Origin of the sequence: Massilia sp. CF038 (assembly GCF_900129765.1) — a bacterium.
GTDB lineage: Bacteria > Pseudomonadota > Gammaproteobacteria > Burkholderiales > Burkholderiaceae_D > Telluria_A.
The window spans coordinates 25,585-50,645 of sequence record NZ_FQWU01000003.1 but is presented as its reverse complement, the minus strand read 5'-3'; the positions used below and the strand labels follow the sequence as shown (position 1 = coordinate 50,645).

22 protein-coding genes and 1 riboswitch are annotated in these 25,061 nt (G+C 62.8%); of the genes, 15 read left to right on the top strand and 7 right to left on the bottom strand.

The features are described 5' to 3' along the window. Positions 1 to 86: 86 nt before the first annotated feature. Positions 87 to 1,358, bottom strand: coding sequence for a porin (locus tag BUC24_RS19430; protein ID WP_073220518.1), 1,272 nt, complete (start codon positions 1,356 to 1,358; stop codon positions 87 to 89). Between the two features lie 232 nt (positions 1,359 to 1,590). Beyond that, a complete protein-coding gene (locus tag BUC24_RS19425; RefSeq protein WP_073220515.1) occupies positions 1,591 to 2,652 on the bottom strand; it encodes a porin in 1,062 nt (353 codons plus the stop codon). Between the two features lie 366 nt (positions 2,653 to 3,018). Between BUC24_RS19425 and BUC24_RS19420 the strand changes: the two genes are divergently transcribed. Continuing rightward, entirely contained in the window at positions 3,019 to 4,563 is a 1,545-nt protein-coding gene (locus BUC24_RS19420; RefSeq protein WP_073220512.1) for a tetratricopeptide repeat protein, read from the top strand. A 61-nt stretch (positions 4,564 to 4,624) separates the two neighbouring features. On the opposite strand, the gene dapF is transcribed toward BUC24_RS19420, so the two are convergent. Genes dapF through BUC24_RS19405 form a run of 3 tightly spaced genes read right to left on the bottom strand, consistent with a single transcriptional unit; the run spans position 4,625 to position 7,232 of the window. Beyond that, positions 4,625 to 5,491, bottom strand: coding sequence for a diaminopimelate epimerase (gene dapF, locus BUC24_RS19415; RefSeq protein WP_073220509.1), 867 nt, complete (start codon positions 5,489 to 5,491; stop codon positions 4,625 to 4,627). A 26-nt stretch (positions 5,492 to 5,517) separates the two neighbouring features. Next, entirely contained in the window at positions 5,518 to 6,384 is an 867-nt protein-coding gene (locus BUC24_RS19410) for an LpxL/LpxP family acyltransferase (protein WP_073220506.1), read from the bottom strand. After that, complete coding sequence (locus BUC24_RS19405) at positions 6,381 to 7,232, bottom strand: lysophospholipid acyltransferase family protein (RefSeq protein WP_073220503.1); 852 nt, start codon at positions 7,230 to 7,232, stop codon at positions 6,381 to 6,383. Before BUC24_RS19405 ends, BUC24_RS19410 begins: the two co-directional genes overlap by 4 nt. A 184-nt stretch (positions 7,233 to 7,416) precedes the next feature. Between BUC24_RS19405 and metK the strand changes: the two genes are divergently transcribed. The 4 genes from metK to metF all read left to right on the top strand — a co-directional run bounded on the left by metK (position 7,417) and on the right by metF (position 11,662). Continuing rightward, positions 7,417 to 8,583, top strand: coding sequence for a methionine adenosyltransferase (metK, locus tag BUC24_RS19400; RefSeq protein WP_073220501.1), 1,167 nt, complete (start codon positions 7,417 to 7,419; stop codon positions 8,581 to 8,583). A 311-nt stretch (positions 8,584 to 8,894) separates the two neighbouring features. After that, a riboswitch (S-adenosyl-L-homocysteine riboswitch) is annotated at positions 8,895 to 8,970 on the top strand. A 26-nt stretch (positions 8,971 to 8,996) separates the two neighbouring features. Then, complete coding sequence (gene ahcY / locus BUC24_RS19395) at positions 8,997 to 10,421, top strand: adenosylhomocysteinase (protein ID WP_073220498.1); 1,425 nt, start codon at positions 8,997 to 8,999, stop codon at positions 10,419 to 10,421. Positions 10,422 to 10,488: 67 nt separating this feature from the next. Further along, the gene (locus BUC24_RS19390; RefSeq protein WP_073220495.1) at positions 10,489 to 10,842 is read left to right on the top strand and encodes a phage holin family protein; all 354 of its coding nucleotides are present in this window, start codon (positions 10,489 to 10,491) and stop codon (positions 10,840 to 10,842) included. Beyond that, positions 10,829 to 11,662 carry a methylenetetrahydrofolate reductase [NAD(P)H] gene (gene metF, locus BUC24_RS19385; protein WP_073220492.1) on the top strand — a complete coding sequence of 278 codons (834 nt, stop codon included), beginning with the start codon at positions 10,829 to 10,831 and terminating at the stop codon, positions 11,660 to 11,662. Before BUC24_RS19390 ends, metF begins: the two co-directional genes overlap by 14 nt. 3 nt (positions 11,663 to 11,665) lie before the next feature. Here metF and BUC24_RS19380 read toward each other — a convergent pair whose 3' ends face one another. Continuing rightward, positions 11,666 to 12,223 carry a 5-formyltetrahydrofolate cyclo-ligase gene (locus tag BUC24_RS19380; protein ID WP_229448436.1) on the bottom strand — a complete coding sequence of 186 codons (558 nt, stop codon included), beginning with the start codon at positions 12,221 to 12,223 and terminating at the stop codon, positions 11,666 to 11,668. Between the two features lie 118 nt (positions 12,224 to 12,341). On the opposite strand from BUC24_RS19380, the gene BUC24_RS19375 reads away from it, so the two are divergent. The 9 genes from BUC24_RS19375 to BUC24_RS19330 all read left to right on the top strand — a co-directional run bounded on the left by BUC24_RS19375 (position 12,342) and on the right by BUC24_RS19330 (position 23,173). Then, entirely contained in the window at positions 12,342 to 14,312 is a 1,971-nt protein-coding gene (locus BUC24_RS19375) for a lytic transglycosylase domain-containing protein (protein WP_073220485.1), read from the top strand. Between the two features lie 40 nt (positions 14,313 to 14,352). Next, complete coding sequence (locus tag BUC24_RS19370; protein WP_073220482.1) at positions 14,353 to 15,315, top strand: complex I NDUFA9 subunit family protein; 963 nt, start codon at positions 14,353 to 14,355, stop codon at positions 15,313 to 15,315. Positions 15,316 to 15,328: 13 nt separating this feature from the next. Next, on the top strand, positions 15,329 to 16,051 hold the full coding sequence (locus tag BUC24_RS19365) for a glutathione S-transferase family protein (RefSeq protein WP_073220479.1): 723 nt from the start codon (positions 15,329 to 15,331) through the stop codon (positions 16,049 to 16,051). Between the two features lie 18 nt (positions 16,052 to 16,069). Next, on the top strand, positions 16,070 to 17,218 hold the full coding sequence (locus BUC24_RS19360; protein WP_073220476.1) for a multifunctional CCA addition/repair protein: 1,149 nt from the start codon (positions 16,070 to 16,072) through the stop codon (positions 17,216 to 17,218). Positions 17,219 to 17,476: 258 nt separating this feature from the next. Further along, the gene (locus BUC24_RS19350; protein WP_178372584.1) at positions 17,477 to 19,540 is read left to right on the top strand and encodes a methyl-accepting chemotaxis protein; all 2,064 of its coding nucleotides are present in this window, start codon (positions 17,477 to 17,479) and stop codon (positions 19,538 to 19,540) included. A gap of 1 nt (position 19,541) precedes the next feature. Further along, positions 19,542 to 20,360, top strand: a complete 819-nt coding sequence (locus BUC24_RS19345) for a CheR family methyltransferase (RefSeq protein WP_083599038.1) — start codon at positions 19,542 to 19,544, stop codon at positions 20,358 to 20,360. Next, on the top strand, positions 20,357 to 20,848 hold the full coding sequence (locus BUC24_RS19340; RefSeq protein ID WP_073220473.1) for a chemotaxis protein CheD: 492 nt from the start codon (positions 20,357 to 20,359) through the stop codon (positions 20,846 to 20,848). Before BUC24_RS19345 ends, BUC24_RS19340 begins: the two co-directional genes overlap by 4 nt. Beyond that, positions 20,835 to 22,409, top strand: coding sequence for a chemotaxis protein CheW (locus BUC24_RS19335; protein WP_229448434.1), 1,575 nt, complete (start codon positions 20,835 to 20,837; stop codon positions 22,407 to 22,409). The genes BUC24_RS19340 and BUC24_RS19335 overlap by 14 nt, the downstream gene beginning before the upstream one ends. Positions 22,410 to 22,498: 89 nt before the next feature. Beyond that, positions 22,499 to 23,173 (top strand): GNAT family N-acetyltransferase, encoded by a 675-nt coding sequence (locus tag BUC24_RS19330; protein WP_073220470.1) that lies wholly within the window; start codon positions 22,499 to 22,501, stop codon positions 23,171 to 23,173. Positions 23,174 to 23,285: 112 nt separating this feature from the next. On the opposite strand, the gene BUC24_RS19325 is transcribed toward BUC24_RS19330, so the two are convergent. Further along, positions 23,286 to 23,795 carry an Lrp/AsnC family transcriptional regulator gene (locus BUC24_RS19325; RefSeq protein WP_073220467.1) on the bottom strand — a complete coding sequence of 170 codons (510 nt, stop codon included), beginning with the start codon at positions 23,793 to 23,795 and terminating at the stop codon, positions 23,286 to 23,288. Positions 23,796 to 23,921: 126 nt separating this feature from the next. On the opposite strand from BUC24_RS19325, the gene hppD reads away from it, so the two are divergent. Beyond that, positions 23,922 to 25,052: a 4-hydroxyphenylpyruvate dioxygenase gene (hppD, locus tag BUC24_RS19320; protein ID WP_073220464.1), complete on the top strand. Its 1,131-nt coding sequence runs from the start codon at positions 23,922 to 23,924 to the stop codon at positions 25,050 to 25,052. Positions 25,053 to 25,061 lie beyond the last annotated feature (9 nt).

Genomic DNA, 25,061 nt, shown 5'->3' with positions numbered 1-25,061 from the left:
AGCGCAATTCTAACCGAGCGGACCGGGCCGCCCATGAAAAAAGACGCCCGCAGGCGTCTTTTTATGCAGCGCGATCGCGCCGTGGATCAGAAGCGGTGGCGAATGCCAACCTGCAGTGCGCGGCTGTCTTCGCCTGGCACCTTGGTGAAGCCGCCTGGCGAACCGGCCGAACCCGGGGTGTACTGGCCATCATTCTGGTTCTGGATGTTGGCAAACACGGTGTAGATATCGGTGCGCTTGGACAGGTTGTAGTCGTAACCGACTGCCATCAGGGTGGCATCGCTGTTGGACGTGGTGCGGTCATTCTGACGTGCCCACGATGCCATCAGGCGGCCAGCGCCGATCTTGTAGTGCAAACCGATCTGCGCGCTGTTGGCATCGATCTGGGTGTTACGCGCCATGTTGGTGACGAACACAGTACGCAGGGCGGTGGCCGTTGGCGCGCCCAGTGGTGCCAGCGATGGCGCAATCGAGGTATCCCAGGCGGCGATGTAGTCGCGCAGCAGGGCCGAGTGTTCGTTCTTCTGGTCGTGGTAGCCAGCGAAGAACTTGAAGTCGCCCCAGGTGTACGAGCCGCCGATGGTCGAGGTGGTCAGCGATTTCTGGTCGGTCTGGTCGTAACCCTGGTTGTGCGCGATACCAACGTCGAAACCGTTGGCCTTGTAGGTCAGCGCAGCGCCCCAGAACTTGTTGTAGCGGCCCAGGTAACCGGAATTCTTGAAGCCGTACATGGCCGAACCGCCCAGACCCGACGGGGTCGCGACGCGGTACTGGATCGATTTCGCCGAACGGATGTCCGCGCCCAGTGCGGTGAAGCCGGCGGTGCCGCCGGTGATGCCGCCCCATGCGCCAGGGGTGCCGTTTTCGAACGTGTCGGATGCAGCAAACACTTCATAGCCAGGGGTGTACATGCGGCCCAGCAGGATAGCGCCGACCGGCGTCACCAGGCCGACCATGGCGGTACGGTCGAACAGGGCTTTTTCGCTGTTGACAGCGGCCACGCCGAACTGGCGCAGCTGTGCTTGCAGACCAGCCTGGATGGTTGGTGGCAGGCTGCCCAGGCCGCGCATCAGGTACAGGCCGTCGTTGTTGTGAATCAGGGAAGGGGTCTGGCTACCGGTGTCGAGTTCGACGCGCGCTTCCAGGTTGAAGATCGCCTTGTAACCACCGCCGATGTCTTCCGTGCCCTTGAAGCCGATACGCGAACCGTCAGCACCACCGCTGACCAGCTTGGCTTTTTCGCCCTGGGTTTTCATGATGGCGGCGTCAGCAATACCGTAGATCTGGACGCTCGATTGGGCCATGACCGGGGCGGCGAAACAGGAAGCGATTACACCAGCGATTAATTTTGTTTTCATTGCGTCTCCGAAATTAAATTTATGTAAAAACGAACGTGCGTACTAATTCGCTTTTAACCAATATGCCATCGATCACCATCCTTGTACAGGTGGCGGGGCGCTGTGCGCGCGTGCGGTTGCGAAAATGACACAAAGCGTTGCAATTGTGTCGCGACGGCTCATGCATACGTTCTCAATGGCAAAGGGCGAAGGCGGGAAAACCCGGCTTCGCCCTCGATGGCTGGGGTAAGGATCAGAACGAGTGGTTCACGCCCAGCGAATAGAAGTTGATGCTGGTATTGGTGCTGGGGGCAATGGCTGGAGCCCCTTTCTTGTTCGAGATGTCGGCATAAATATAGGTGCGCTTGGACAAGCTGTATTCGTAGCCCAGCGACAGCTGCTTGACCTTGTTGGCGCCGTCGACCTGTTTCTGGCCATAGCCGGCAATCAGCTTGCTGGCGCCAATGGTGTGGTTGGCACCCAGCACCCAGGCCTTGGTGTCAGTGTTGATCAGCTTGGTATGCGACTGATCCTGCACCTGGTACGACACCATCAGTTTGGTTTCAGGCAAGGCCATCACATAACCGGCCACCGAGCTGACTTTGCTCTCGACGGCGTTTTCCTCGTGCGCCAGCATCAGCCCGATCCTGCCCTGCTTGTAGGTGGCCGAAATGGAGAAGGGGTTGGCCGAGGCGGCCGAGCCGGCCGGGTACTGGGGCAGGGCGGTGGTGCCGGTGCCGACCAGCGCGGCGGCGCCATTGGCTTCCTTGGTGGCCACCGTGGCGTTGAGCTGCCAGCCAGCATATTCAGGGGTGTTGTAGAACACCGCATTCGAGAAACGGTTGGTGGAATTGCCTGGCAGACCGAGCGGATCGGAGGTATACCCGGCCACGGTCAGATCGGTCTGGAAGCCCGACGGCGAAGGAATGCCATGGAAGGGCTCGAACGCGATGCTCGACTCCTGGAACGCGGTCAGGCCACGCCCGATGCGGAAGGTCCCGAAGCCCCCCGTCAGGCCGACCCGGCTCTGGCCCTGGAACAAGGGGCGCTGGATCCCGCCCGCGCCTTGCTCGAGGGTGCCGGTATCGGGCTCGTAGCGAATCTCGAGCTGGAAGATCGCCTTCAGATTGTTGCCCAGGTCTTCGCTACCCTTGAAGCCCAGGGTATTGTTGGCACGTTTGCCGATGTTCAGGGTCTGGTCGGTGCGCTTGATCAGGCCCGCGTCCACGTTGCCGTAAATGACAACGGAAGATTGCGCGTGCGCGCCGCCGGCGTAGGCGCCCAGCAGGGCAATGGCCAACAGGGATTTTTTCATGAATCGCGTCCTTGTAAAGTGAGACGTTCGAGTAGGTTTTGGCAAGCTGCCGGTGTCTCCTGAACTGCTGACCGGTCCAACCGATTATGACTGCAGGAATTGGATCTGATCCAATAATACTATTGCTCCTGTTGTATTTTTGAAACTCCTGCAACGGTGCGTCATAGGGGGCAGGTTCAACGGCGCACAAGCGGGTTTTTGTTCCTGCACAGCCAATACATCGACAGCGAGTTTGTTCAAAATCAAGGAAGCGCTTGTTTGCCGCAAACGCCTGCCTGCCCTGTCGTAGACTGGAATCCAGTGTCGCGGCCCGCTTTGACGGCCTCGCGGCGTCGCAACTCCACCTGGATCAGGCACGGGATACCGATGGCAAATCGTGAAGAACTAGGACTCATCCGTGGCGCGCGCGGCGGCCAGCCCCACGCCCAGCTCGAACTGGGGCGCCTCTATTTATATGGCAGCGCCGGCTTGCCCAAAAGCTTGCCCACTGCCTTGCACTGGCTCGAGCGCGCGGCCCAGCAAGGCTGTGGCCAGGCATGCGAACTGATCGGCACCTATATTCCGCTCGAACTGGCGCGCCAGAGCCCGCGTCCCCTGGCCCAGTGGTACGAACACGCTTATGACGCCGGGGTGCAGCGGGCCGGCATCGTGCTGGCCCACCTCACGCTGGAACAGAACGATGGCGCGGCGCCCGACCAGGCGCGCCGCGCCAAGGCCTTGCGCGCCCTCGAAGCGGCGGCCCGCGACGGGGTGGTCGAAGCCCAGTGCCTGTATGCGCGCTATGCCGGCAGCGGCGCGGCTTCGGCGGCGGGCGCTGCGGCTGGCCGCGCCAGTGCCGCCCGGCCCGTGGCGCCAGCGGCCCCGGCTGCGCCAGAACAGGTGTCCGAGCGCGACCAGCTGTGGGCCCAGGGTGACTGGGCCGCGTATCTGGCCCTGGCCTTGCCGCAGGCGCGCGCGCTGGCGCCGGCGCCCAGCGCCCAGTACGGCGCCCACGCGCCGGCCGCGCTGACGCCGGCCGACGCGGTACTGCTGTCGCGCTGCGCTCAGGCGCTCGAGCATACCGCTGGCGCGCCGGACGACATCGAGCGCTACCGCCTGCTGGCAGCCGCCGAACACGAACCGCACGCGCAAATGGCCGTGGGGCTGTGGCATGCACGCATGCGGGTCGACGGCAAGCGGATCCCCGGCGGGGCCGGCTCGGCCAACTTCAAAAAGGCCATCCGATGGCTCAGCCTGGCAGGCGAGCAGGGACTGGCCGAAGCCTGGTACGCCCTGTCGCGCATCTACGTCAAGCCGGAATTCTCCCAACGCAACATCGCCGATGCCCAGACGTATCTGGAGCGGGCCGCTGAAATGGGTTATCGCGATGCCCAGCTTGAATGTGGCAGCAATGCCTGGCGCGCCAGGCGCGAACACGAAAGCAATGATGTGCGTGCCATTTACTGGCTGCAAAGGGCTGCCGAGCAGGGTTGTTCCGAGGCCGCGGCCAGCTTGCAGAAAATCGCGCCGCGCCAGAGCGCGTCGGCCTTTGGCTTGCTCGCTGCCGGCGCCCACGCCAGCATCGCTGCACGCCAGCCCTTGCTGGGCGCAAGGCTGCAGCTGGCCGCCGTGTTCGGGCTGAGCCGGGCCGAAGCCCTGCTGCTCGACGTGCGCAGCGCCGATCAGGGGCATTGCCTGGTGATTGATATTCGCGCCAGCTACGGCCGCAGCAAGCGGCGCCTGGTTACCGTGGCCAGCGAAGCCGAACGGGCCGCCATCGACGAGGCCTTGCGCCAGTTTGCCGGGATCGACAGTGGCCCCGGCGGGCCAGAAGGCAATTACCGGCAGCGGCTGTACCGCCTTAAAACCCTGCTGCCGGAAGCGGTGGGCTGCGATGAACCCGATGCCGAGGGTTTCCGGCTGGCTGCCTGAGTTTGCCCGGCAAGTGCCGGGCTGGCTGCACCATGGCGGCGCTGACGCCGGCCGCCCTGGTTCAAGGCAGCGTGATTTCGCCTTCAAAAACGGTCACCGCGGGGCCGCTCAAGGCGACCGGTGCACCGGGGCCCTGCCACGCCACGCGCAGCTCCCCGCCGCGGGCCGACACGCGCACCGGCGAATCGAGCAGGCCGCGCCGGATGCCGGCCACCACGGCCGCACACGCCCCCGTGCCGCAGGCCAGCGTTTCGCCGGCACCCCGTTCATACACGCGCAGGCGGATGTGATGACGGTCGATAATCTGCATGAAACCCGCATTCACGCGGTTCGGAAAACGCGGGTGGTGCTCGATCTGCGGCCCCATCTGTTCCACCGGGGCGCGCTCGACATCGGCCACCACCTGCACCGCATGCGGATTGCCCATCGAGACTACCGATACCAGCACGCTGGCCTCGGCGCCATCCAGACGCAAGGGCAGGCGGAACAGGGTGTCGCTGCCTTGCTGCTCGCTGGCGGCCCCGGCAGCGTCAAACGGCACCTCGGCCGGCGTGAGCACAGGCGCGCCCATGTCGACCGTGATGCTGCCGTCCGCTTCCAGGCGCGGCGTGATGATGCCCTTCATGGTTTCAACCCGGATCGCCGCCTTGCTGGTCAAGCCCTTGTCAGTGACAAAGCGCACAAAGGCGCGCGCGCCATTGCCGCATTGTTCGACCTCGCCACCATCATTGTTAAAAATGCGATAGCGAAAGTCGCACTCTGGCGTGGTGGCTGGCTCGACCACCAGGATCTGATCGGCGCCAATGCCGAAGCGGCGGTCGGCGAGCTGGCGCCACTGGGTCTCGGACAAGCCGTGGGCCTGGCGGGTGGCGTCGATCACAATGAAATCATTGCCGGCGCCATGCATTTTGGTGAACGGGATTTTCATGCCGTCCAGTATAGCCGAGCAAGGGCTCAGGCGTAGGGCGAGGTCTCGCCTTCGGGCCGGGTCTTGTAGCGCTTGTGGGTCCAGAAATACTCGGCCGGTGCCTCGCGTACGCGCTCCTCGATGAAGGCATTCATGCGGCGCGCCGCGGCCACCATGTGCTCACCCGGGAAATTGTCCCAGGCCGGGTAAAACGTCACCTTGTAGCCGCGGTAGCCGGGCAGGAAGGTGGCCACCACGGGAATGATGGCCGCGCCGGTGGCCGAGGCGATGCGGCCCGGCGCCGTCAGGGTGGCCGCGGGCACCCCGAAAAACGGCACGAATTCGGCATCCTTGGCGCCAAAGTCCATGTCGGGCAGCATGAAATAAGGCAGCTTGTCGCGCATGGCGCGGATGATGGGCTTGACCCCCTCCTTGCGCGAAAACAGTTGTACCGGGCGGAAGCGCGAGCGGCCACGGCGCAGCACATCGTCGAAGGCCTTGTTCTTTTGCGCCACATAAATGGAGCACAAAGACGACTCCAACATGACCGCCACGCCGGCCACATCCAGACACACAAAATGCGGGCACAGCAAAATGGTGGGGCCGGCCGCGATCTGGTCCAGTGGCACGCCCGGCTCGACCTGGATCAGGCGGCGCAAGCGCGACTGCGGCGCCCACCACAGAATGGCACGCTCCCACACGCTGCGCGAATACGCCTGGAAATGCTGGCGCGCCAGACGCACGCGTGCCTGCTCGCTCAGTTCCGGCATGGCCAGCCGCAAGTTGATCAGCGTAATCCGGCGCCGCTTGCGCAGCAGCACAAACAGCACACTGCCGACAGCAGCGCCAAAGCGTCCCAGCAGCGGCAGCGGCAACCAGTGCAGCAGCCACATCAGGCCAAGCGCCAGCCTCACGCGTCCACCTGCGCGTCGGGCGCGGCCACGCCGTCGGGCTGCTTGTAGCGGTTGTAGCTCCAGAAATACTGGGCCGGGCAGCGTGCAATCAATTGCTCCATGGCGCCATTGATGATGGTGGCCTGTTCCTGCGCGGTGCCGCTCAGGGGGCCTTCGAAAGGCACGAAGCGCACGATGAAGCCCGCCCCGGCCGGGCGCCGTTCGGCGTACACCAGGATCACGGCGGCGTCGCCCATCTGGGCCAGCTTGGCGGGCAAGGTCATGGTGTAAGCGCTGCGGCCGAAATACGGCGCCCAGACGCCTTCGCCTTCCTGCGGCACCTGGTCCGGCAAGACCCCGATCGGCTCGCCCCGCTTGAGGCACTTGGCCAGAATCCGCACGCCCGACAGGTTGGCTGGCGCCAGGTGCAGATTGTGACGCGCACGGGCCCCTTCGATCAGCGGCTTGAGTGCCGCTTTTTTAGGCGGCCGGTACATCACGGTCAGCTTGGTGCGCAAGGCGATCTGCTGGGCAGTAATTTCAAAGCAACCCAGATGCGGTGTCAGAAAGACAATGCCGCGCCCGCTGTCGAGCACGCTTTGCACATAATCCCAGTTTTCATCGGTGGCGTGGGCAGCGACCTTTTCAGGCGGGGCGCACCAGACAAAAGGCAGTTCCACGATCGCCTTGCCCGATTCGGCCACGGCCGCAGCCAGATGCTGGCCAAACCCGGCGCCTTCCAGATTGGCGCGCAAGCGCTTGCGGTACGAAGGCGAGGCCAGATACACGAGCCAGCCGATGGCACTGCCGAGCCAATGCAGGACGCGCAATGGTAGCTTCGACAACAAACGGAATAAATGTACAAGCATGGGTTTGAGCAGCGATCATAAATGGTCAGTTGCCTGACCAAAATTCTTCAAAGCGCGTAAAATACCACGTAGTGCAGGATCCGCCGAGTTAATAGACAACTTGCGAAGCGGAATATAAATGTCGCTAAAGCGTCGCAGGCCCCGGTTACTGCGACTTCAATCTGAACAGTATCAGGAGCATTGCATGTCAAACGATTATCTCTTCACGTCCGAATCCGTCTCGGAAGGTCACCCCGACAAAGTCGCCGACCAGATTTCCGACGCCATTCTGGACGCCATCCTCGAGCAAGACCCGAAAGCACGCGTGGCTGCCGAGACCCTGTGCAACACCGGTCTGGTGGTGCTGGCGGGCGAAATTACCACCCACGCCAATGTGGACTACATCCAGGTTGCGCGCGAAACCATCAAGCGCATTGGCTACGATAACACCGATTACGGCATCGATTACCGCGGTTGCGCCGTCATGGTCTGCTATGACAAGCAATCTCCCGACATCGCCCAGGGCGTGGACGAAGGCGCCGGTCTCGACCTTGACCAGGGTGCCGGCGACCAGGGCCTGATGTTTGGCTATGCCTGCGACGAAACCGCCGAACTGATGCCCGCCGCCATCCACTACGCGCACCGCCTGGTCGAGCGCCAGTCGCAGCTGCGCAAGGATGGCCGCCTGCCATGGCTGCGTCCGGATGCCAAGTCCCAGGTCACGCTGCGCTACGTTGACGGTCGCCCGGTTGGCGTCGACACCGTCGTGCTCTCGACCCAGCACGCGCCGGAAGTGAGCCACAGCCAGATCGAAGAAGCGGTCATCGAAGAAATCATCAAAAAAGTGCTGCCGGCCGAATGGCTGCAGGGCACGCGCTACCTGGTCAACCCGACCGGCCGCTTCGTCATTGGCGGTCCACAAGGCGATTGCGGCCTGACCGGGCGCAAGATCATTGTTGACACCTACGGTGGTGCCGCCCCGCACGGCGGCGGCGCCTTCTCCGGCAAAGACCCATCGAAAGTGGACCGTTCGGCAGCCTACGCGGCCCGTTACGTCGCCAAAAACGTGGTGGCAGCCGGTCTGGCGCGCCAGTGCCAGGTGCAGGTCAGCTACGCCATTGGCGTGGCCAAGCCGATCAACATCACGGTGTACACCGAAGGCACGGGCGTGATCTCCGACGAAAAAATTGCCGCGTTGGTCATGGAGCACTTCGACCTGCGTCCGAAAGGCATCGTCCAGATGCTCGACCTGCTGCGTCCGATTTACCAAAAGAGCGCCGCCTACGGCCACTTCGGCCGCGAAGAGCCCGAATTCACCTGGGAGCGGACCGACAAAGTCGCGCTGCTGCGCGCCGAAGCCGGCCTGTCCTAAGACAGCTGGTCTGCAGCCAGACACGGTCCCTCACCGGACCAGCCAAACCGGGGCCCGCCCCGGTTTTTTTACGCCCCATTTATTTTTTAATCGGGGTCAGACCTCAATACTGCAACGAATTCGTTGTGGAAGCGCGAATATACGCCCGCTTCGCGTTCCGGATGCGCCGAAAATCGCGCCGAGCGGCGTCCCGAAGCGGGCCCAAGCGCCGATATCTTGGTCGTCGTGCAATCTTGCAGTATTGAGGTCTGACCCCGGTGTTGCTTTTGGGGTGGCGATGGCGGGGTGGGGGAGAAGCTGGTATACTTGGCCGTTCCGAGGAGCGTTGCGACGAAAACACAATTTTCGCCAGGCTCGGGACTTCTACCGCAACTGCGCTCACGTTACTTTTTTCTAACTGAAAGGAGGGCGTGATGAACGCCGTACTCAAAACTTCGCAAGACTTCCACATCGCCGACATCTCCCTGGCCGCCTGGGGCGACAAGGAAATCAAGATCGCTGAAACCGAAATGCCGGGCCTGATGGCCATCCGCGAGGAATTCGCCGCGTCCCAGCCCCTCAAAGGCGCCCGCATTACCGGCTCGCTGCACATGACGATCCAGACCGCCGTGCTGATCCAGACTCTGGAGGCACTCGGCGCCAAGGTGCGCTGGGCTTCGTGCAACATCTATTCGACCCAGGACCACGCCGCTGCCGCCATCGCTGCCGCCGGCACCCCGGTGTTCGCCGTCAAGGGCGAAACGCTGGATGAATACTGGGATTACACCCACCGCATCTTCGAGTGGCCAAGCGAAGCCGGCCAGCCGGTGTACTCGAACATGATTCTCGACGACGGTGGCGATGCGACCCTGCTGCTGCATCTGGGCACGCGCGCGGAAACCGATATCTCGGTGCTGGCCAATCCCGGTTCGGAAGAAGAAATCTGCCTGTTCAATTCGATCAAGGCGCACCTGGCTAAGGATGCCACCTGGTATTCCAAGCGTCTGCCGCAAATTCTGGGCGTGACCGAGGAAACCACCACCGGTGTGCACCGTCTGTACCAGATGCACAAGGAAGGCAAGCTGGCTTTCCCTGCCATTAACGTCAACGATTCGGTCACCAAGTCCAAGTTCGACAATCTGTACGGCTGCCGCGAATCGCTGGTCGACGGCATCAAGCGCGCCACCGACGTGATGATCGCCGGTAAGGTTGCCGTGGTTGCTGGTTATGGTGACGTGGGCAAGGGTTCGGCCCAGGCGCTGCGCGCCCTGTCGGCCCAGGTCTGGGTCACGGAAATCGATCCGATCTGCGCCCTGCAGGCAGCCATGGAAGGCTATCGCGTGGTCACCATGGATTACGCGGCCGAGCACGCCGACATCTTTGTGACCGCCACCGGCAACTATCACATCCTGACCGAACAGCACATGCTGGCCATGAAGGACCAGGCCATAGTCTGCAACATCGGTCACTTCGACAATGAAATCGATGTTGCGTCGATCAAGAAGTACACCTGGGAAAACATCAAGCCCCAGGTCGACCATGTGATCTTCCCGAACGGCAAGCGCATCATTCTGCTGGCCGAAGGCCGTCTGGTGAATCTGGGCTGCGGTACCGGTCACCCGTCGTACGTGATGAGCTCCTCGTTTGCCAATCAGACCATCGCCCAGATCGAACTGTTCGCCAACCGCGACAAGTACCCGGTCGGCGTGTATGTGCTGCCCAAGCACCTCGATGAAAAAGTGGCGCGCCTGCAGCTCAAAAAGCTCAATGCGCAACTGACCGTCCTGACCGACGAGCAAGCCGCTTACATCACGGTCAGCAAGGAAGGCCCTTACAAGCCGGATCACTACCGCTACTAAGCAAGATGCGGCGCTGTCCCCGCGCGGGGACAGCACCGCTTTTTTCCCCCGATAATTCAGGCTCTCCATGCGCTTATTGCTAACCTGGCTGATCAACGCGGCGGCACTGTTTGCCCTGCCTTTCCTGCTCAGCTCTGTCACCGTCACCCACTTTGGCGCCGCGATCCTTGCCGCCTTGGTGCTGGGTCTGGTCAATACCTTGATCCGTCCGCTGCTGGTCCTGCTGACCTTGCCGGTGACCCTGCTCTCGCTGGGCCTGTTCATTCTGGTCCTCAATGCCTTGCTGTTCTGGGGCGTGACCAATCTGGTGCCAGGCATTGCCGTGACCGGTTTCTGGTCGGCTTTCCTCGCTTCCATTGTCTACAGCATCATTTCCTGGGCCCTGTCGACCTTACTTCTGAAAAAAGATGGCCAATCATAATTTCAGCATCGAGTTCTATCCGCCCAAAACGCCCGAGGGCGCCGACAAGCTGCGCGTGGCCCGCGCCAAGCTGGCCCAGCTCGATCCGCAGTATTTCTCGGTGACCTTTGGCGCTGGTGGCAGCACCCAGCAGGGCACCCTCGACACCGTGCTCGAGATCATGTCCGAAGGCCATACTGCCGCGCCGCACTTGTCCTGTGTGGGCGGCTCGCGCGAGTCGATCCGCGATATCCTGCACCAGTTCCAGGCGCATGGCATCCGCCGTCTGGTGGCCTTGCGCGGCGACTTGCCCAGCGGTTACGGTGGCGGCGGCGAGTTCCGCTACGCCAGCGAGCTGGTCGAGTTCATCCGCGCCGAAACCGGCGACTGGTTCCACATCGAGGTCGCGGCCTACCCAGAGACCCATCCCCAGGCCCGTTCGCCCCAGGACGATCTGCAAAGCTTCGCGCGCAAGGTCCAGGCAGGCGCCGATGCCGCCATCACCCAGTATTTTTACAATGCAGACGCGTATTTTTCGTTCATGGACCAGACCGCCAAGCTGGGCATCGATGTGCCTGTCGTGGCCGGGATCATGCCGATCACCAACTACACCCAGTTGATGCGCTTTTCCGATATGTGCGGCGCAGAAATCCCGCGCTGGGTGCGCCTCAAGCTGGCCAGTTTTGGCGACGATTCTGCCTCCATCAAGGCCTTTGGTCTGGATGTGGTGACCCAGTTGTGCGAGCGCCTGCTGGCCGGCGGCGCGCCTGGTTTGCACTTTTACAGCATGAACCAGGCCGCGCCCACCACGGCGCTGTGGCAGCGCCTGGTCAAGGCCTGAGCCTCAGGCTTCCGTGATGATCAAGTCCAGCGCCACATCGTGGGCGGCGCTGGCAAAGTCGGCCGCCAGGCAGGTGTAGGCCACGCCCACCGTCAGTGGGCGCGGCAGCGGCGCCAGCGTGCGGTCGTAGTAGCCGCCGCCGTAGCCCAGCCGGAACCGGCCCGCGTTAAATCCCAGGCAGGGAATCAGCAGCGCCGGCGGGCGCGCCACCATCCGCAACGCTGCCGGCACCGCCACGCCCATGGCGTCGCGCAGCAGCGCTTCGCCCGGGGTCCAGGCGGCAAAGCCCAGCGCCGCGTCACGCTCAAGCACCACCGGCAGTGCCAGCGCCGCCCCGCGCGCCGACAGGGCCGCATAGGCCGGTGCCAGATCGGGCTCGCCGCGCAGCGGCCAGTACACCCCCAGCACGGCATTACTGCCTGCCAGATTGGCCTCCCACCAGGCCAGCACGCGCGCGCAAATCGCCGCGTCGAATGCGGCTTTTTGCATGGGTGTCAACGCGGCGCGCGCGGCCAGCAGGGCCTTGCGCAGCGCGGCCTTTTCCATCGTTGTGTCAACCATGTGACTGCTTGCCGAGTTGTGTGCGATGGGAGCTGGTTGCGCTGCATCGCCGCATGGTATTCTTGGTTCGCCGCTCATTCTTTAAATACAGCATACATAGAAGGTCATCTTGAAGTTTTTGCCGAAATTGTTTGCGGGTTGGGTGCTCGGCGTGGTCTGCCTTGGCCAACTCCATGCCCAGGTTCCCGTTGCCGCCGCACCCAGTGTGCCCGAACGCGGCCTGACTGGCCCCCATCCTGACGACGACACCTTCGTCATGCTGCGCGATGCCTCGCGCCTGAACGATCTGGCCCGCGTCGACACGTACGCCGCCCGCCTGCAGCAGTATCCGCTGCCGTCGTATGTCGAGTATTATCGGCTTAAACCGCGCCTGGCGAGCACCTCGCCCGATGAAATCCGCAGTTTTCTCATACGCTATCAGGGTTCGGCCATCGCCGACCGCCTGCGCAACGACTGGCTGCTGGAACTGGGCCGGGCGCGCGACTGGGTCAATTTTGACCAGCAGCTGCCTCTGTTTGTTCTGAACGACGACACCCAGGTCCGTTGCTACGGCCTGATGTCGCGCGTGGCACGGGGCGAGCGCGTCACCGAAGAAGCCCGCGCCGCGCTGGTCAATCCACAAGCTTATGGCGACGCCTGCAACGGCTTGCTGGTGGCGCTGGCCCAGGCCAACCAGTTCGATGTCAACGATCTGCTGGTGCAGCTGCGCCTGGCCGGCGAAACCGCCTCCACCGGGCCGGCACGGCGCATTGCCACGCTGCTGGGCGCGTCCGACGCCCACGCGGCCCAGGCGGTCGATTTTCCGGCCCTGGCCATGGCGCGTGGCGTTGGTGCCACCCGCGCCGAGCACGAAATCTATCTGGTGGCGATCAGCCGCATGGCCCGTTCCAGCCTGAAGCTGGCAGCGGTAGCGCTGCGCAAGAACCTGCCCTTGCTGTCATCCCAGGAGCAAGCCATTGGCTGGGCCGTGCTGGCGCACGCCGCGTCGCTCAAGCTCGATCCCGATGCGGCCGAATACTGGCGCAACAGCGCTGGCGCTCCCCTCACGGCCGAACAGGTGCAGTGGAAAACGCGCATCGCCCTGCGCCAGGGTGACTGGAAAACCGTGCGCAGTGCGATCGCCGATATGCCAGCCCCGCTGCGCAGCCAGAGTGCCTGGACCTACTGGCAGGCGCGTGCCATGCAGACCGATCCTGCGTCGCCGCCCGAGGCCGCGCTGGCCCTGTATCAGCGCATCGCCGACCAGAACAATTTTTATGGCCAGCTGGCGCTGGAAGAATTGGGCCAGAAAATTTCGATTCCACCTCCCGGCCCTGCGCTCACCACCGAGGAACTGGTGCCGGTTGCTGCCAACGCGGGCTTGCGCCGCGCCGTCAAGTTCTTCAGCCTGCGTCTGCGCCCCGAAGGCACGCGCGAATGGAACTGGGAACTGCGCAAGTTCAGCGAGCGCGAACTGCTGGCCGCGGCCGAATTCGCGCGCCGTAACGAGATTTTGGACCGTATGGTGCACACCTCCGAACGCACCCGCACCCAGTTCGACTACACCCAGCGCTTCCCGTCGCCGCACATCGAGCTGCTCAGCCCCACCACCAACCAGCTTGGGCTCGACAAGGCCTGGGTATATGGCCTGATCCGCCAGGAGTCGCGTTTCATGACCGATGCCCGTTCGTCAGTCGGTGCATCGGGCCTGATGCAGGTCATGCCGGCCACCGCCCAATACGTGGCGCGCAAGATCGGCCTGGGCGACTACGTCAAGGACAAGCTCAACGACCTGCACACCAATCTGGTGCTGGGCTCGAACTACATGAACATGGTGCTGGCCAATGCGGGTGGCTCGCAAACCCTGGCCACGGCAGCTTACAACGCCGGCCCGGGACGCATGCGGGCCTGGCGCGCCACCCTGTCGCAGCCCATGGAAGGGGCGGTCTTTGCGGAGTCGATTCCCTACATGGAAACGCGGGTGTATGTGAAGAACGTGATGGCCAACGCCACCAATTACGCGGCCCTGTTTGAAAACCGGCCGCAGTCGCTCAAGGCGCGCCTGGGCCGGGTTGCGCCGCGCACCGATGCGCCCAGCGATCTGCCCTGATTGACACGATAAAAACCAGCCCACAAGAGCGAGAAACAAGATGAGAGATTTGACGGTAGTGGTATTTGGCGGCACCGGTTTCATTGGTGCCCACCTGGTGGCCCGCTTGTCGGCCGAGGGCGCGCGCGTGATCGTGCCAACCCGCCGCTACGAGCGCGCCAAGCATTTGATTTCGCTGCCGCGCGTGGAAGTGATTGAAACCGACATCTACGACGATGCGGCGCTGCGCGCCATGGTGCACGGGCGCGATGCCGCCATCAATCTGGTCGGGCTGCTGCATTCACGCCGCGCCATGCCGTATGGCCCTGATTTCAAGCGCGCCCACGTTGAGCTGCCGCGCCGCATTGTGGCTGCCTGCGCCGCGCAAGGCGTGCCGCGCTATCTGCACATGAGCGCCCTGGGCGCCGCTGCCGACGGTCCGTCCATGTACCTGCGTTCCAAGGCAGACGGCGAACTGGCCGCGCGCTCGCAGCCCACGGTGGCGGCGACGATTTTCCGGCCTTCGGTGGTGTTCGGCCCCGAAGACAACTTCCTCAATACCTTCGCGCGCCTGCAGAAGTTCCTGCCGTTCGTGCCGGTGCCTGCCGCCGATGCCGATTTCCAGCCGGTGTATGTGGGCGACGTGGCGCAAGCGTTCTTCCATGCGCTGACCAATCCGCGCACGCGTCACCAGGTGTATGACCTGGGCGGGCCGCAGATTTATTCGCTGGCCGAACTGGTGCGCCTGGTCGGGGCATGGTCCGGGCATCAGCGTCCGGTGTTTGGCGTGCCCGAGGCGCTGGGCCGGTTGCAGGCGCTGTTCTTTGAAATGCTGCCCGGGATGCCGATGCTCACGCGCGACAATCTCGACTCCATGACGGTCGATAACGTCGTCGATCCGGCCATCCAGGCCACCACGGCGGCCGCGTTAGGTATTAAACTGACACCACTAGAGGCGGTGGCGCCGCATTATTTGTCGCCGCACGACCGTTTCGACGAATTCCGCGCCCGCGCCGGGCGCTAATCCCATACCGCCCATGCAAACGACTGAACTCGATCCCACGCTCTCGCAAACCCTGCTCGACGCCCGCAAGGCAGGCCTGACGCTCGTCATCGGCAACAAGAACTACTCGTCCTGGTCCATGCGGCCATGGGTCGCGATGACGGCCTTTGGCATTCCTTTTACCGAGGTGCGCATCCTGCTCGACCAGCCCGATACCGGCAGCCGCATCGCCGAGTATTCCGCGGCCGGACGGGTGCCGGTGCTGGTCGCTGGCGAAATGACGATCTGGGACAGCCTGGCCATTTGCGAATACCTGGCCGAGCAGTTCCCTGAAAAGCACTTGTGGCCGCAGGACGTGGCCGCGCGCGCGATGGCCCGCTCCGTCACGGCGGAAATGCATTCCGGCTTCGGCGGCCTGCGCAGCGCCATGTCGATGAACATTCGGCGTCACTTGCCAGGTCGCGGCCGCACGCCCGAGGCGCAGGGCGACATTGGCCGCATCAGCGAGATCTGGGAAGAGTGCCTGTCGCGCTTTGGCCACCACCAATTCCTGTTTGGCGAGTTTTCGATTGCCGATGCGTTCTTCGCACCAGTGGTGATGCGTTTCCGCACCTACGGCGTGGCGCTGGCGCCTGCGCTGCAAGCCTACTGCGACCGCATGCAGGCCCACCCGGCCGTGGCGCGCTGGGTCAGCGAAGCCCTGCTCGAAACGGAAACCGCCGGCATTCACGACGACGAAATCGACCGCGCGCCGTGATGGTGCCGGACTAAGCGCATGAAATCGTACATCGTCGGCGGCGCCGTGCGCGACAGCTTGCTCGGCCTGCCGGTGCAGGACCGCGACTGGGTCGTCATCGGCGCCACCCCGGAAGACATGCTGGCCCAGGGCTACCGCCCGGTTGGCAAGGACTTCCCCGTGTTTCTGCATCCCGTCACGCACGAGGAGTACGCGCTGGCGCGCACCGAACGCAAGACCGCGCCCGGCTACCGCGGCTTTGTATTCCACGCCGCGCCAGAAGTCACGCTTGAGCAAGATCTGGTGCGGCGCGACCTGACCATCAACGCCATGGCGCGCGCCGACGACGGCACCCTGGTTGACCCGTTCGGCGGCCAGCGCGATGTGCGCGACAAGGTGTTTCGACACGTCTCCGACGCATTCCTGGAAGACCCGGTGCGCATCTTGCGCCTGGCCCGCTTTGCTGCCCGCTTTGCCGACTTCACGGTCGCGCCGGAAACGCTGGCGCTGATGCGCAGCATGGTCGCCGCCGGCGAAGTCGATGCGCTAGTCGCGGAACGGGTGTGGCAGGAGCTGGCACGGGGGCTGATGGAAGCGCGGCCCTCACGCATGTTTGCCGTGCTGCGCGACTGCGGCGCGCTGGTGCGCATCCTGCCGGAACTCGATGCTTTGTGGCCCGGTGCGGCGGGCGCTGCACCCGCCGTACTGCAGATGCTGGACCACGCCGCCGCTTGCGCTCTGCCGCTGTGCGGGCGTTTTGCTGTTTTAATGCGCGCGCTCGGTGGCGACGACGCCCACGCCGCGCTGGCATCAATCGATACGGTGTGCGCCCGCCTCAAGGTGCCGAGCGACTGCCGCGATCTGGCCGTCATGCATGCGCGCGAAGACGCAGTCGTACAGCATGCCGCCGGTCTGACTGCCGCCGATCTGGTGGCGCTGCTGGTGCGCTGCGACGCCTTGCGCAAGCCTGAGCGCTTTGTCCAGATGCTGGAGGTCGCCGCCTGCGAGCATGGTGGCCAACCCGGTGCTGCATGGGCGCCCGCGGCTCGCCTGCACACGGCGCTGACAGCCGCACGCGCCGTTCCCGCCGGTGACGTTGCCGCCCGTTGTGGCGATGACAAGGCGGCCATTCCCGCAGCCGTTCATGCGGCGCGCATAGACGCGGTCAACGCCCGTCTGTCTGTCTGACACCGACCCGCCACCCCCCTTTGTAACCAATACTATCCAAGTGTGAATATTGGGTGATTTTGTGTTGGCCCATCGCAACGCATTTCTTTTTTGTTTGGCATCTTTCGCGATTTATTTTTCGCCGCGTGCTCTGCTCGTCTTGCGTTTCAAGCAGACTGATCAGATCGCTGACCCAAACCACGTCACGCAAGTTATGTAGCGCTCTCGCCAGCAGTATTGGCTGGCATTTCATTTTTGCTCGACAAAAGAGGTTTGGACATGAAGAACAGCACCCCATCAGCCGCGCGTTCGCAAGCGGATATGCAGGCCATACATACGGCCCTGAACCGGGTCCAGGCCATCATCGAATTCGACCTCGATGGCACCATCCTCGACGCGAACGAAAATTTTCTCAACACGCTCGGCTACGCTCTCGACGAAGTCAAGGGCAAGCACCACGCGATTTTCTGCGACCCGGTGTACACCGCCACCACCGAATACAAGCAGTTCTGGGCCCGCCTGGCTCAGGGCGAATTTGATCGCGGCGATTATCGACGCAAGCACAAGAGCGGGCGCGATGTGTGGATCAACGCGTCTTACAATCCGGTCTTCGACGACGACGGCAAGCCCGTGCGCGTGATCAAATTCGCCACTGATATCACCGCGCAAAAGCGCGCCCATGCTGAATTCGAAGGCAAGATCAATGCTATCTACAAGTCGCAGGCCGTGATCGAATTCGCACTCGATGGCACGGTCCTGTCGGTCAACGATCACTTCCTCGCCACCACCGGCTACGAGCAGGCCGACGTCATCGGCAAACACCACCGCATGTTCTGCGAATCGGCGTACGCCGCCACTGACGCATATAGCGAATTCTGGCGCCGGCTGGGTGAAGGCCGTTACGATACCGGCGAATACAAGCGTCTGGCCAAAGGCGGGCGCGAGATATGGCTTAACGCTTCGTACAATCCCATCTTCGACGCCGAAGGCCGTCCGTTCAAGGTGGTCAAGTATGCGTCCGACGTGACCGCGCTGAAGGTGCGCAACGCCGAATACGAAGGCAAGGTCAGTGCCATCAGCAAGGCCCAGGCCATGATTGAATTCGACATGAGCGGCCATGTGCTGGACGCGAATGACAACTTCCTGGCCGTGGTGGGCTATGAACTCGACGAGATCCGCGGCGAGCACCATCGTGTGTTCTGCGAAGACGACTACGCGGCCAGCGCCGAGTACCGCAAATTCTGGCAAAAGCTCAATCGGGGCGAATTCGATACGGGCCGCTATCGCCGCATCGGTAACAATGGCAAGGCGGTGTGGCTGCAGGCGACCTACAATCCCATCCTCGACGTCAATGGCAAGCCGTACAAGGTAGTCAAGTTTGCCGTCGACATTACCGAGCAGGTCAAGATGGAAGAGGGCGTCGCCTCCAAGGCAGCCAGCGACAGCGAGAAAGTGGCGCGTCTGCTGGAATCTGTAGGCCGCGCGGCCCATGGCGATCTGACCTGCCAGATCAAGGTGAGCGGGCAGGACCCGATCGACCAGCTGGCGGGGGGCGTGCTGAAGATGATCACCGACCTGCGTGAAGTCATCGGCAACGTGGTGGAAGCGGCGGGTGGTCTGTCAACGTCCTCGCGCGTGATTGCCGAGCGTTCCAACGGCGTGGCATCCGGTGCCCAGGCGCTGGGTGCCACCGTTGAACAAATGAATGCATCGATCGATGGCCTGACTTCATCGATCAATTCCATCGCCGGCAACAGCCGCAGCGCCGACCAGCTGGCCAAGGCCACGCAAGGCGAGGCGGAGTTGGGCGCCAAGGCAGTGGCCAAGTCGATCGAAGCCATGGAGCTGATCAACCGCTCATCCGAAGACATTGGCGAAATCGTCAAGGTCATCAGCGAGATCGCCAGCCAGACCAATATGCTGGCCTTCAATGCTGCCATTGAAGCTGCGCGCGCGGGCGAGCACGGGCTGGGCTTTTCGGTGGTGGCTGATGAAGTGCGCAAGCTGGCCGAGCGCTCTTCGCAGGCCACCAAGGAGATTTCCAAGCTGATCAACGAGTCGGTCAAGCGGGTGTCCGTCGGCAGCGATATTTCGCGCCAGGCCAGCGAAGCCTTCGACAAGATCGTCGCGGGCGTGGCCAAGACCACCCAAGCCATTTCGGACATCTCGAATGCCACCAACGAGCAGCTGGTCACGGCGCGCGAAGTGTCAGTCGCCATTCAGTACATCGCCGAGGAAACCGAAAAGTCGGCTGCCGCCTGCGACAGCATCGCACGTTCGACCGATGGCTTGAACAACAGCGCCGGTGGCTTGCAGCAAACCGTGTCGATGTTCAAGGTGTGACATGTTGGCCGATTGCGAGGCGCAGTTAAGCGAGCGCACGCTCGAAGCGCTCATTGCCCTGGTACGCCAGTACACCGGCATCGCCATGAATGAGCGCAAGAGCGTGCTGCTGCAGGGCCGTCTTGGTCCGCGTCTGCGCGCGCTGGCCATCCCCAGCTACGAACAATACATGGCGCTGGTGCGCGCCGGCGGCGCCGAGGTGCAGGTGTTTATCGACATGGTGACCACCAACGACACCCTGTTCTTCCGCACGCCCGCGGTGTGGGACTACATCGAGCGTGATTTTTTGCCGCACTGGGACGCCGCTCGCTGCCTGCGCATCTGGTCGGCCGCTGCCGCGACGGGTGAAGAAGCCTATTCGCTGGCCATGCTGTGCGAGCAGTTTTTGCAACGCCATCCGGGTTTCCGCTATCAGATCGTGGGCACCGACATTTCGGCGACGGCGCTCGAAGCGGCGCGCGCTGGCCAATATGAGGGGCGATCGGTGGAGCGCTTTCAAGCCTCGCACCCGCAGCTGCTGGCTCGCTATTGCCGGCGCAGTGGCACGCGCATCACGGTCAACCCCGAACTGAAACAGCACGTCCAGTTCGGCAGCCACAATCTGCTGCGCAAGCTCGATGCGGCACCGTTCGATCTGGTCATGCTGCGCAATGTGCTGATTTATTTCGATGAAACCAATCAGCGCCAGGTCCTCGAACAGGTCCAGCGCCAAATGGCGCCCGGCGCCCGCCTGGTGCTTGGTGAGCAGGAGTCAATTACCCGCCTCGGCACCGCCCTGCAATATCAGCAGGCCCATATTTACCACCGGGATGCCGCATGAGCACCAACTTGATTCAGGTTGCCAGCGGCGCGGTGCAGGTCGGACGTGCTGGTGATGTCCTGGCTTGCCTGCTTGGATCCTGCGTGGGCATCGCCCTGGTATGGCCGCAAGGTCGCTGCTGCGGCCTGGCGCACTGCCTTCTGCCCGATTCGAAAGAAGGTGCATGGGCGATGAGCGCACGCTATGTTAACCACGCCTTGCCAAGTTTGATGTCGATGATGGCGCTGCGTCAGAAGGATCTGGACCAGGTCGAGGTCATTCTCACTGGCGGCGCCAACATGCTGGGCGCGGCCGGCATGTCGAGTGGCGTGGGTCCCTTGAATGTCGAGGCGGCGCATCGCAGCATTGCCGCCCACGGGCTGCTGGTGGCCCAGCGCGATGTGGGTGGGCGCCGTGGCCGTACCCTGCGCATCGACTGCAGCACTTACCGCGTCTCGATCGCTTCGGTCGATCGCCACCCCCAGGAGTTGGATCATGCAAGTCTCTGAAGAACAATTAAAGAGTGTCGCCGCGGTCGTACCACCGGCCACCAAGATGGTGGCGGCGCGCGCGCTTGAGCTGGCGCGGGTGTCGTCCGCCACGCTCGAACTGTTCGGCTCCTTCCACCTGGGCGGGCAGGAATTTGCGCTCGCGGCCAGCTGCATTCGCGAGGTGGTCAACTTCCCCGACAAGATGATTCCCGTGCCGCTGGCGCCAGCCTTTCTGGAAGGCGTGTTCACCCTGCGCGGCCAGGTCATTCCGGTGCTGAATCTGGCGCGTATTTTTGACGCTGCGGCACCTGCCGCTGAACGCACCCACAAAATTGCCATCGTCGACCATGGCGAGGTGCAGGTCGGGGTGCTGTTTCACGATACGGGCGAAGTGCTGCGCGTGCGTCCCGAGCAGCGCAGCATGCTGCAGTACCGCGATGAGCGCATCCGCAAAGTCGTTTCGGGCACCATCTCGCTCGATGACGGCGCGCGCCTGCTGCAGATTCTCGACCCCAGCGCGCTGGCCGATATCGAAAACGTCCCGCATGTCCAAATGCTGCGCAATATTGGCCGCCACGCCGAGGGACGCCAGTTCGAGCGGCGCGCCCAGCGCCGCCAATGCGTGAGCTTCAGTGTGGGCGGTACCGCGTTTGCCTTTGAAATGTGCGCCATCCGCGAAATTATCATGGTGCCCGAGCTGATGCCCAGCGTGATGACCAGCCCCCTGTGCCTGGGGCGCATCAACTTCCGCGGCCATGCGGTGGCAGTGGTCGATTTTGCCGCGCTGCTGCACTTCGGCGCCCACCAACCGGCAGCTGCGCCCGAGCGCCGCATTCTGGTGGCGCTGGTCGGCGAGACCCTGATCGGCTTCATGGTGGACTCGGTCGACTCGATCTTCCATTTCGAAGTGGGCGAGGTCCTGCCGATCCCGCTGCTGTCAAAAGCGCGTGCCGCCATGTTCATTGGCTGCGTCAGCCGCGCCGAGGGCGACGACATCCTGTTCCTCAATCATGAGGGCATTTTCTCGCAGACCGAGCTGGTGGAAATTGGCACCGGCCATGTGCGTCTGTACCAGGCCGAGGCCGAGGCAGCTGGCGGCGGCCAGCGCGTGCGCTCGGCCCGCAATCGCGGCGTGTATGTGGTGTTTGGGATGGATAGTCCGTGGGCTGTGGAAATCGGCCAGCTGCGCGAGATCATTTCCTGGCGTCCGGGTATGGTCAAGCCGCCTGGTTTGCCGCCCTGCGTGCATGGGGTGCTCAATCTGCGCCATCAGATGATCTCGGTCGTCAATTTGCGCTGCCTGTACGGGATGGGCCCGGCGGCCGATCCACAGGCCAGCAAGATCTTGATCGTCGAGCGCGGCGACGAATGCTATGGCCTGCTGGTCGACTCAGTCGACAATCTGCTCACCGTATCTGGTGACGAGCGCCGCCCGTGCCCGCGCATGCTGGCCGGGGAGGGCGCATTGGCCCATGTGCGCGAAGTGATCGATGTGACCGGTCCGGACGGCAGCCCGGCGGTGCTGAATGTGTTCGATCCTGAAGACTTGTTTGCTTCCCTGGAGCGGGCCATGCAGTAAGGGTGCGCTAGAGTGCGCGCTCGAAACCGAACTCGGCATTCCTATAGAATGTGGGTAATGGTGCGATGCACAATAGCAGGAAAAACAATATGTTCTCAACGATCTTGCCTGGAAATCTGAACCGCTGGCTAGGCAAGCCAAGCAGCAACAAACCGAAACGGACCGTGCTCGTCAAGCAACTGGAAGAGCGCGATCGCCGCCGCATGCTCAAGCACTTCCTGGCGCTTGACGATAGTGACCGCTTACTCAGATTCGGTACTGTGTTGCCTGACGAACAAATTGAAGCTTATGTGGGGCGCATCGATTTCAGCCACGACACGGTGTATGGCGTGTACAACCGCGTGTTCAAGCTGGTGGCGGTTGGCCACTTGGCGTTTGCGCCCAAGGACAAAATTCCGGCTGGCCCGTCCAGCACCACCAAGGACCGCATTGCCGAGTTTGGGGTGTCGGTGTCGGCCAGTGCACGGGGCCTGGGGATCGGCTCCAAGCTGTTCGAGCGGGCGGCCATCCATTGCCGCAATTCCGATGTTGATACTTTGTATATGCATTATCTGTCGTCCAACCAGACAATGATGCATATTGCGAAGAAGGCCGGCATGAAGATTGTGCGTGACCGCGGCGAAGCCGATGCCTACCTGCGCCTGCTGCCGCCAAACCCGGCGAGCATGCTGCAGGAAGCGATCGAGGAACAGGTTGCCACGATCGATTACAACTTCAAGGCCAACAAGCGCTTTGCTGAAAAGTTTTTCGGCACCCGCCGCTGACCGACATCGCCCTCGGGCTCGGCACCCCCCTTGGCGGGGGCCTATTGCACACTACCGATTTCTGCAAAGTGGTATGGGCCCCCGCCTTCGCGAGGGCGATGTCGGTCAGCGCTCACATCAACGGCAGCGCTGTCGTATCCTTGATCCGCTGCAGCGCAAAGCTGGACTTCACATCGGCCACGGCGGGGTGAATCAGCAAGGTCTGCATCATGAAGCGCGAAAAGTGGTCCATGTCCTCCACGTGCACGCGCAGCAGATAATCCATCTCCCCCGTCATCGCATAGCAGGCCACCACCTCCGGCCAGTGCGCGACCGACTGCGCAAAATCGGCATGCGGCGAGCTGGTAGGGCGGCGCGCGCCAGCCGCATTGCTTGAGCCCTCGCTGTGCTTTTCCAGGCGCACGTTCACATACGCGAGCAAACCCAGGCCAATCTGGGCCGGGTCCAGCAGCGCCACATACTGGCGAATCACGCCCGCTTCCTCGAGCCGCTTGATGCGCCGCAGGCAGGGCGACGGCGACAGGCTGACCTGGTCGGCCACGTCCTGATTCGATAACCGCCCATCCTGCTGCAAAATCGCCAGAATTTTGCGATCTGTTTTATCCAGCTCGATTTTTGACATATTTTCTCCAAAAGGCCATTTTATACGCAATATTATTGCTCAAATCGCCGCGTCGCGTGCGTGGTTTGGAATTTAATGCCGGACCTGCGGGACTATACTGTGCGCTAATAAAATCAGGAGACTGTCATGCAATTTACGCCTTGGGAGAACCCCATGGGCACCGACGGATTCGAGTTTGTCGAATACGCGGCGCCGGATCCGAAAGCGCTGGGTGCCCTGTTCGAGCAAATGGGTTTCAGCGCCATTGCGCGCCACCGCCACAAGGACGTAACCCTGTACCGCCAGGGCGACATCAACTTCATCATCAACGCTGAAAAAGACTCGTTCGCGCAGCGCTTCGCGCGCACCCACGGCCCTTCCGTGTGCGCCATTGCGATCCGCGTTGACGACGCCGCGTTTGCCTACAAGCGCGCGCTTGAACTGGGCGCCTGGGGCTTCGACAACAAGAACGGCCCGATGGAATTGAACATCCCCGCCATCAAGGGCGTGGGCGATTCGCTCCTGTATTTTGTGGACCGCTGGCGCGGCAAGGGCGCGAAAGAGGGCGAGCTCGCACCTGGCGCCATCGGCGACATCTCCATCTACGACGTCGACTTCGTCGCTATTCCCGGCGCGGTCGCCAACCCGGTCGGCAATGGCCTGACCTATATCGATCACCTGACCCACAATGTGCACCGCGGTCGCATGAAGGAGTGGGCAGAGTTCTACGAGAACCTGTTCAACTTCCGCGAAGTGCGCTACTTCGACATCGAAGGCAAGCTGACCGGCCTGAAGTCGAAGGCGATGACTTCGCCCTGCGGCAAAATCCGCATTCCGATCAATGAATCGTCGGACGACAAATCCCAGATCGCCGAATACCTCGACCAGTATCACGGCGAAGGCATTCAGCACATCGCCCTGGGCACCGACAATATCTATCAGTCGATCCAGCAGATGCGCGATGGCGGCATCGTATTCCAGGACACCATCGAGACCTACTACGAGCTGGTGAATCGCCGCTTGCCGGGCAACGGCGAAAACCTCGACGAGCTGCGCCGCCTGCGTATTCTCATCGATGGCCACAGCAGCGAGACCGAGCGCGAACTGCTGCTGCAGATCTTTACCCAGACCGTGATCGGTCCGATTTTCTTCGAGATCATCCAGCGCAAGGGCGACCAGGGCTTCGGCGAGGGCAACTTCCGCGCTCTGTTCGAATCGATTGAGCTGGACCAAATCAAGCGCGGCGTACTGGCCGACACCACTAAAACCGCAGCCTAAGCGGCAGGA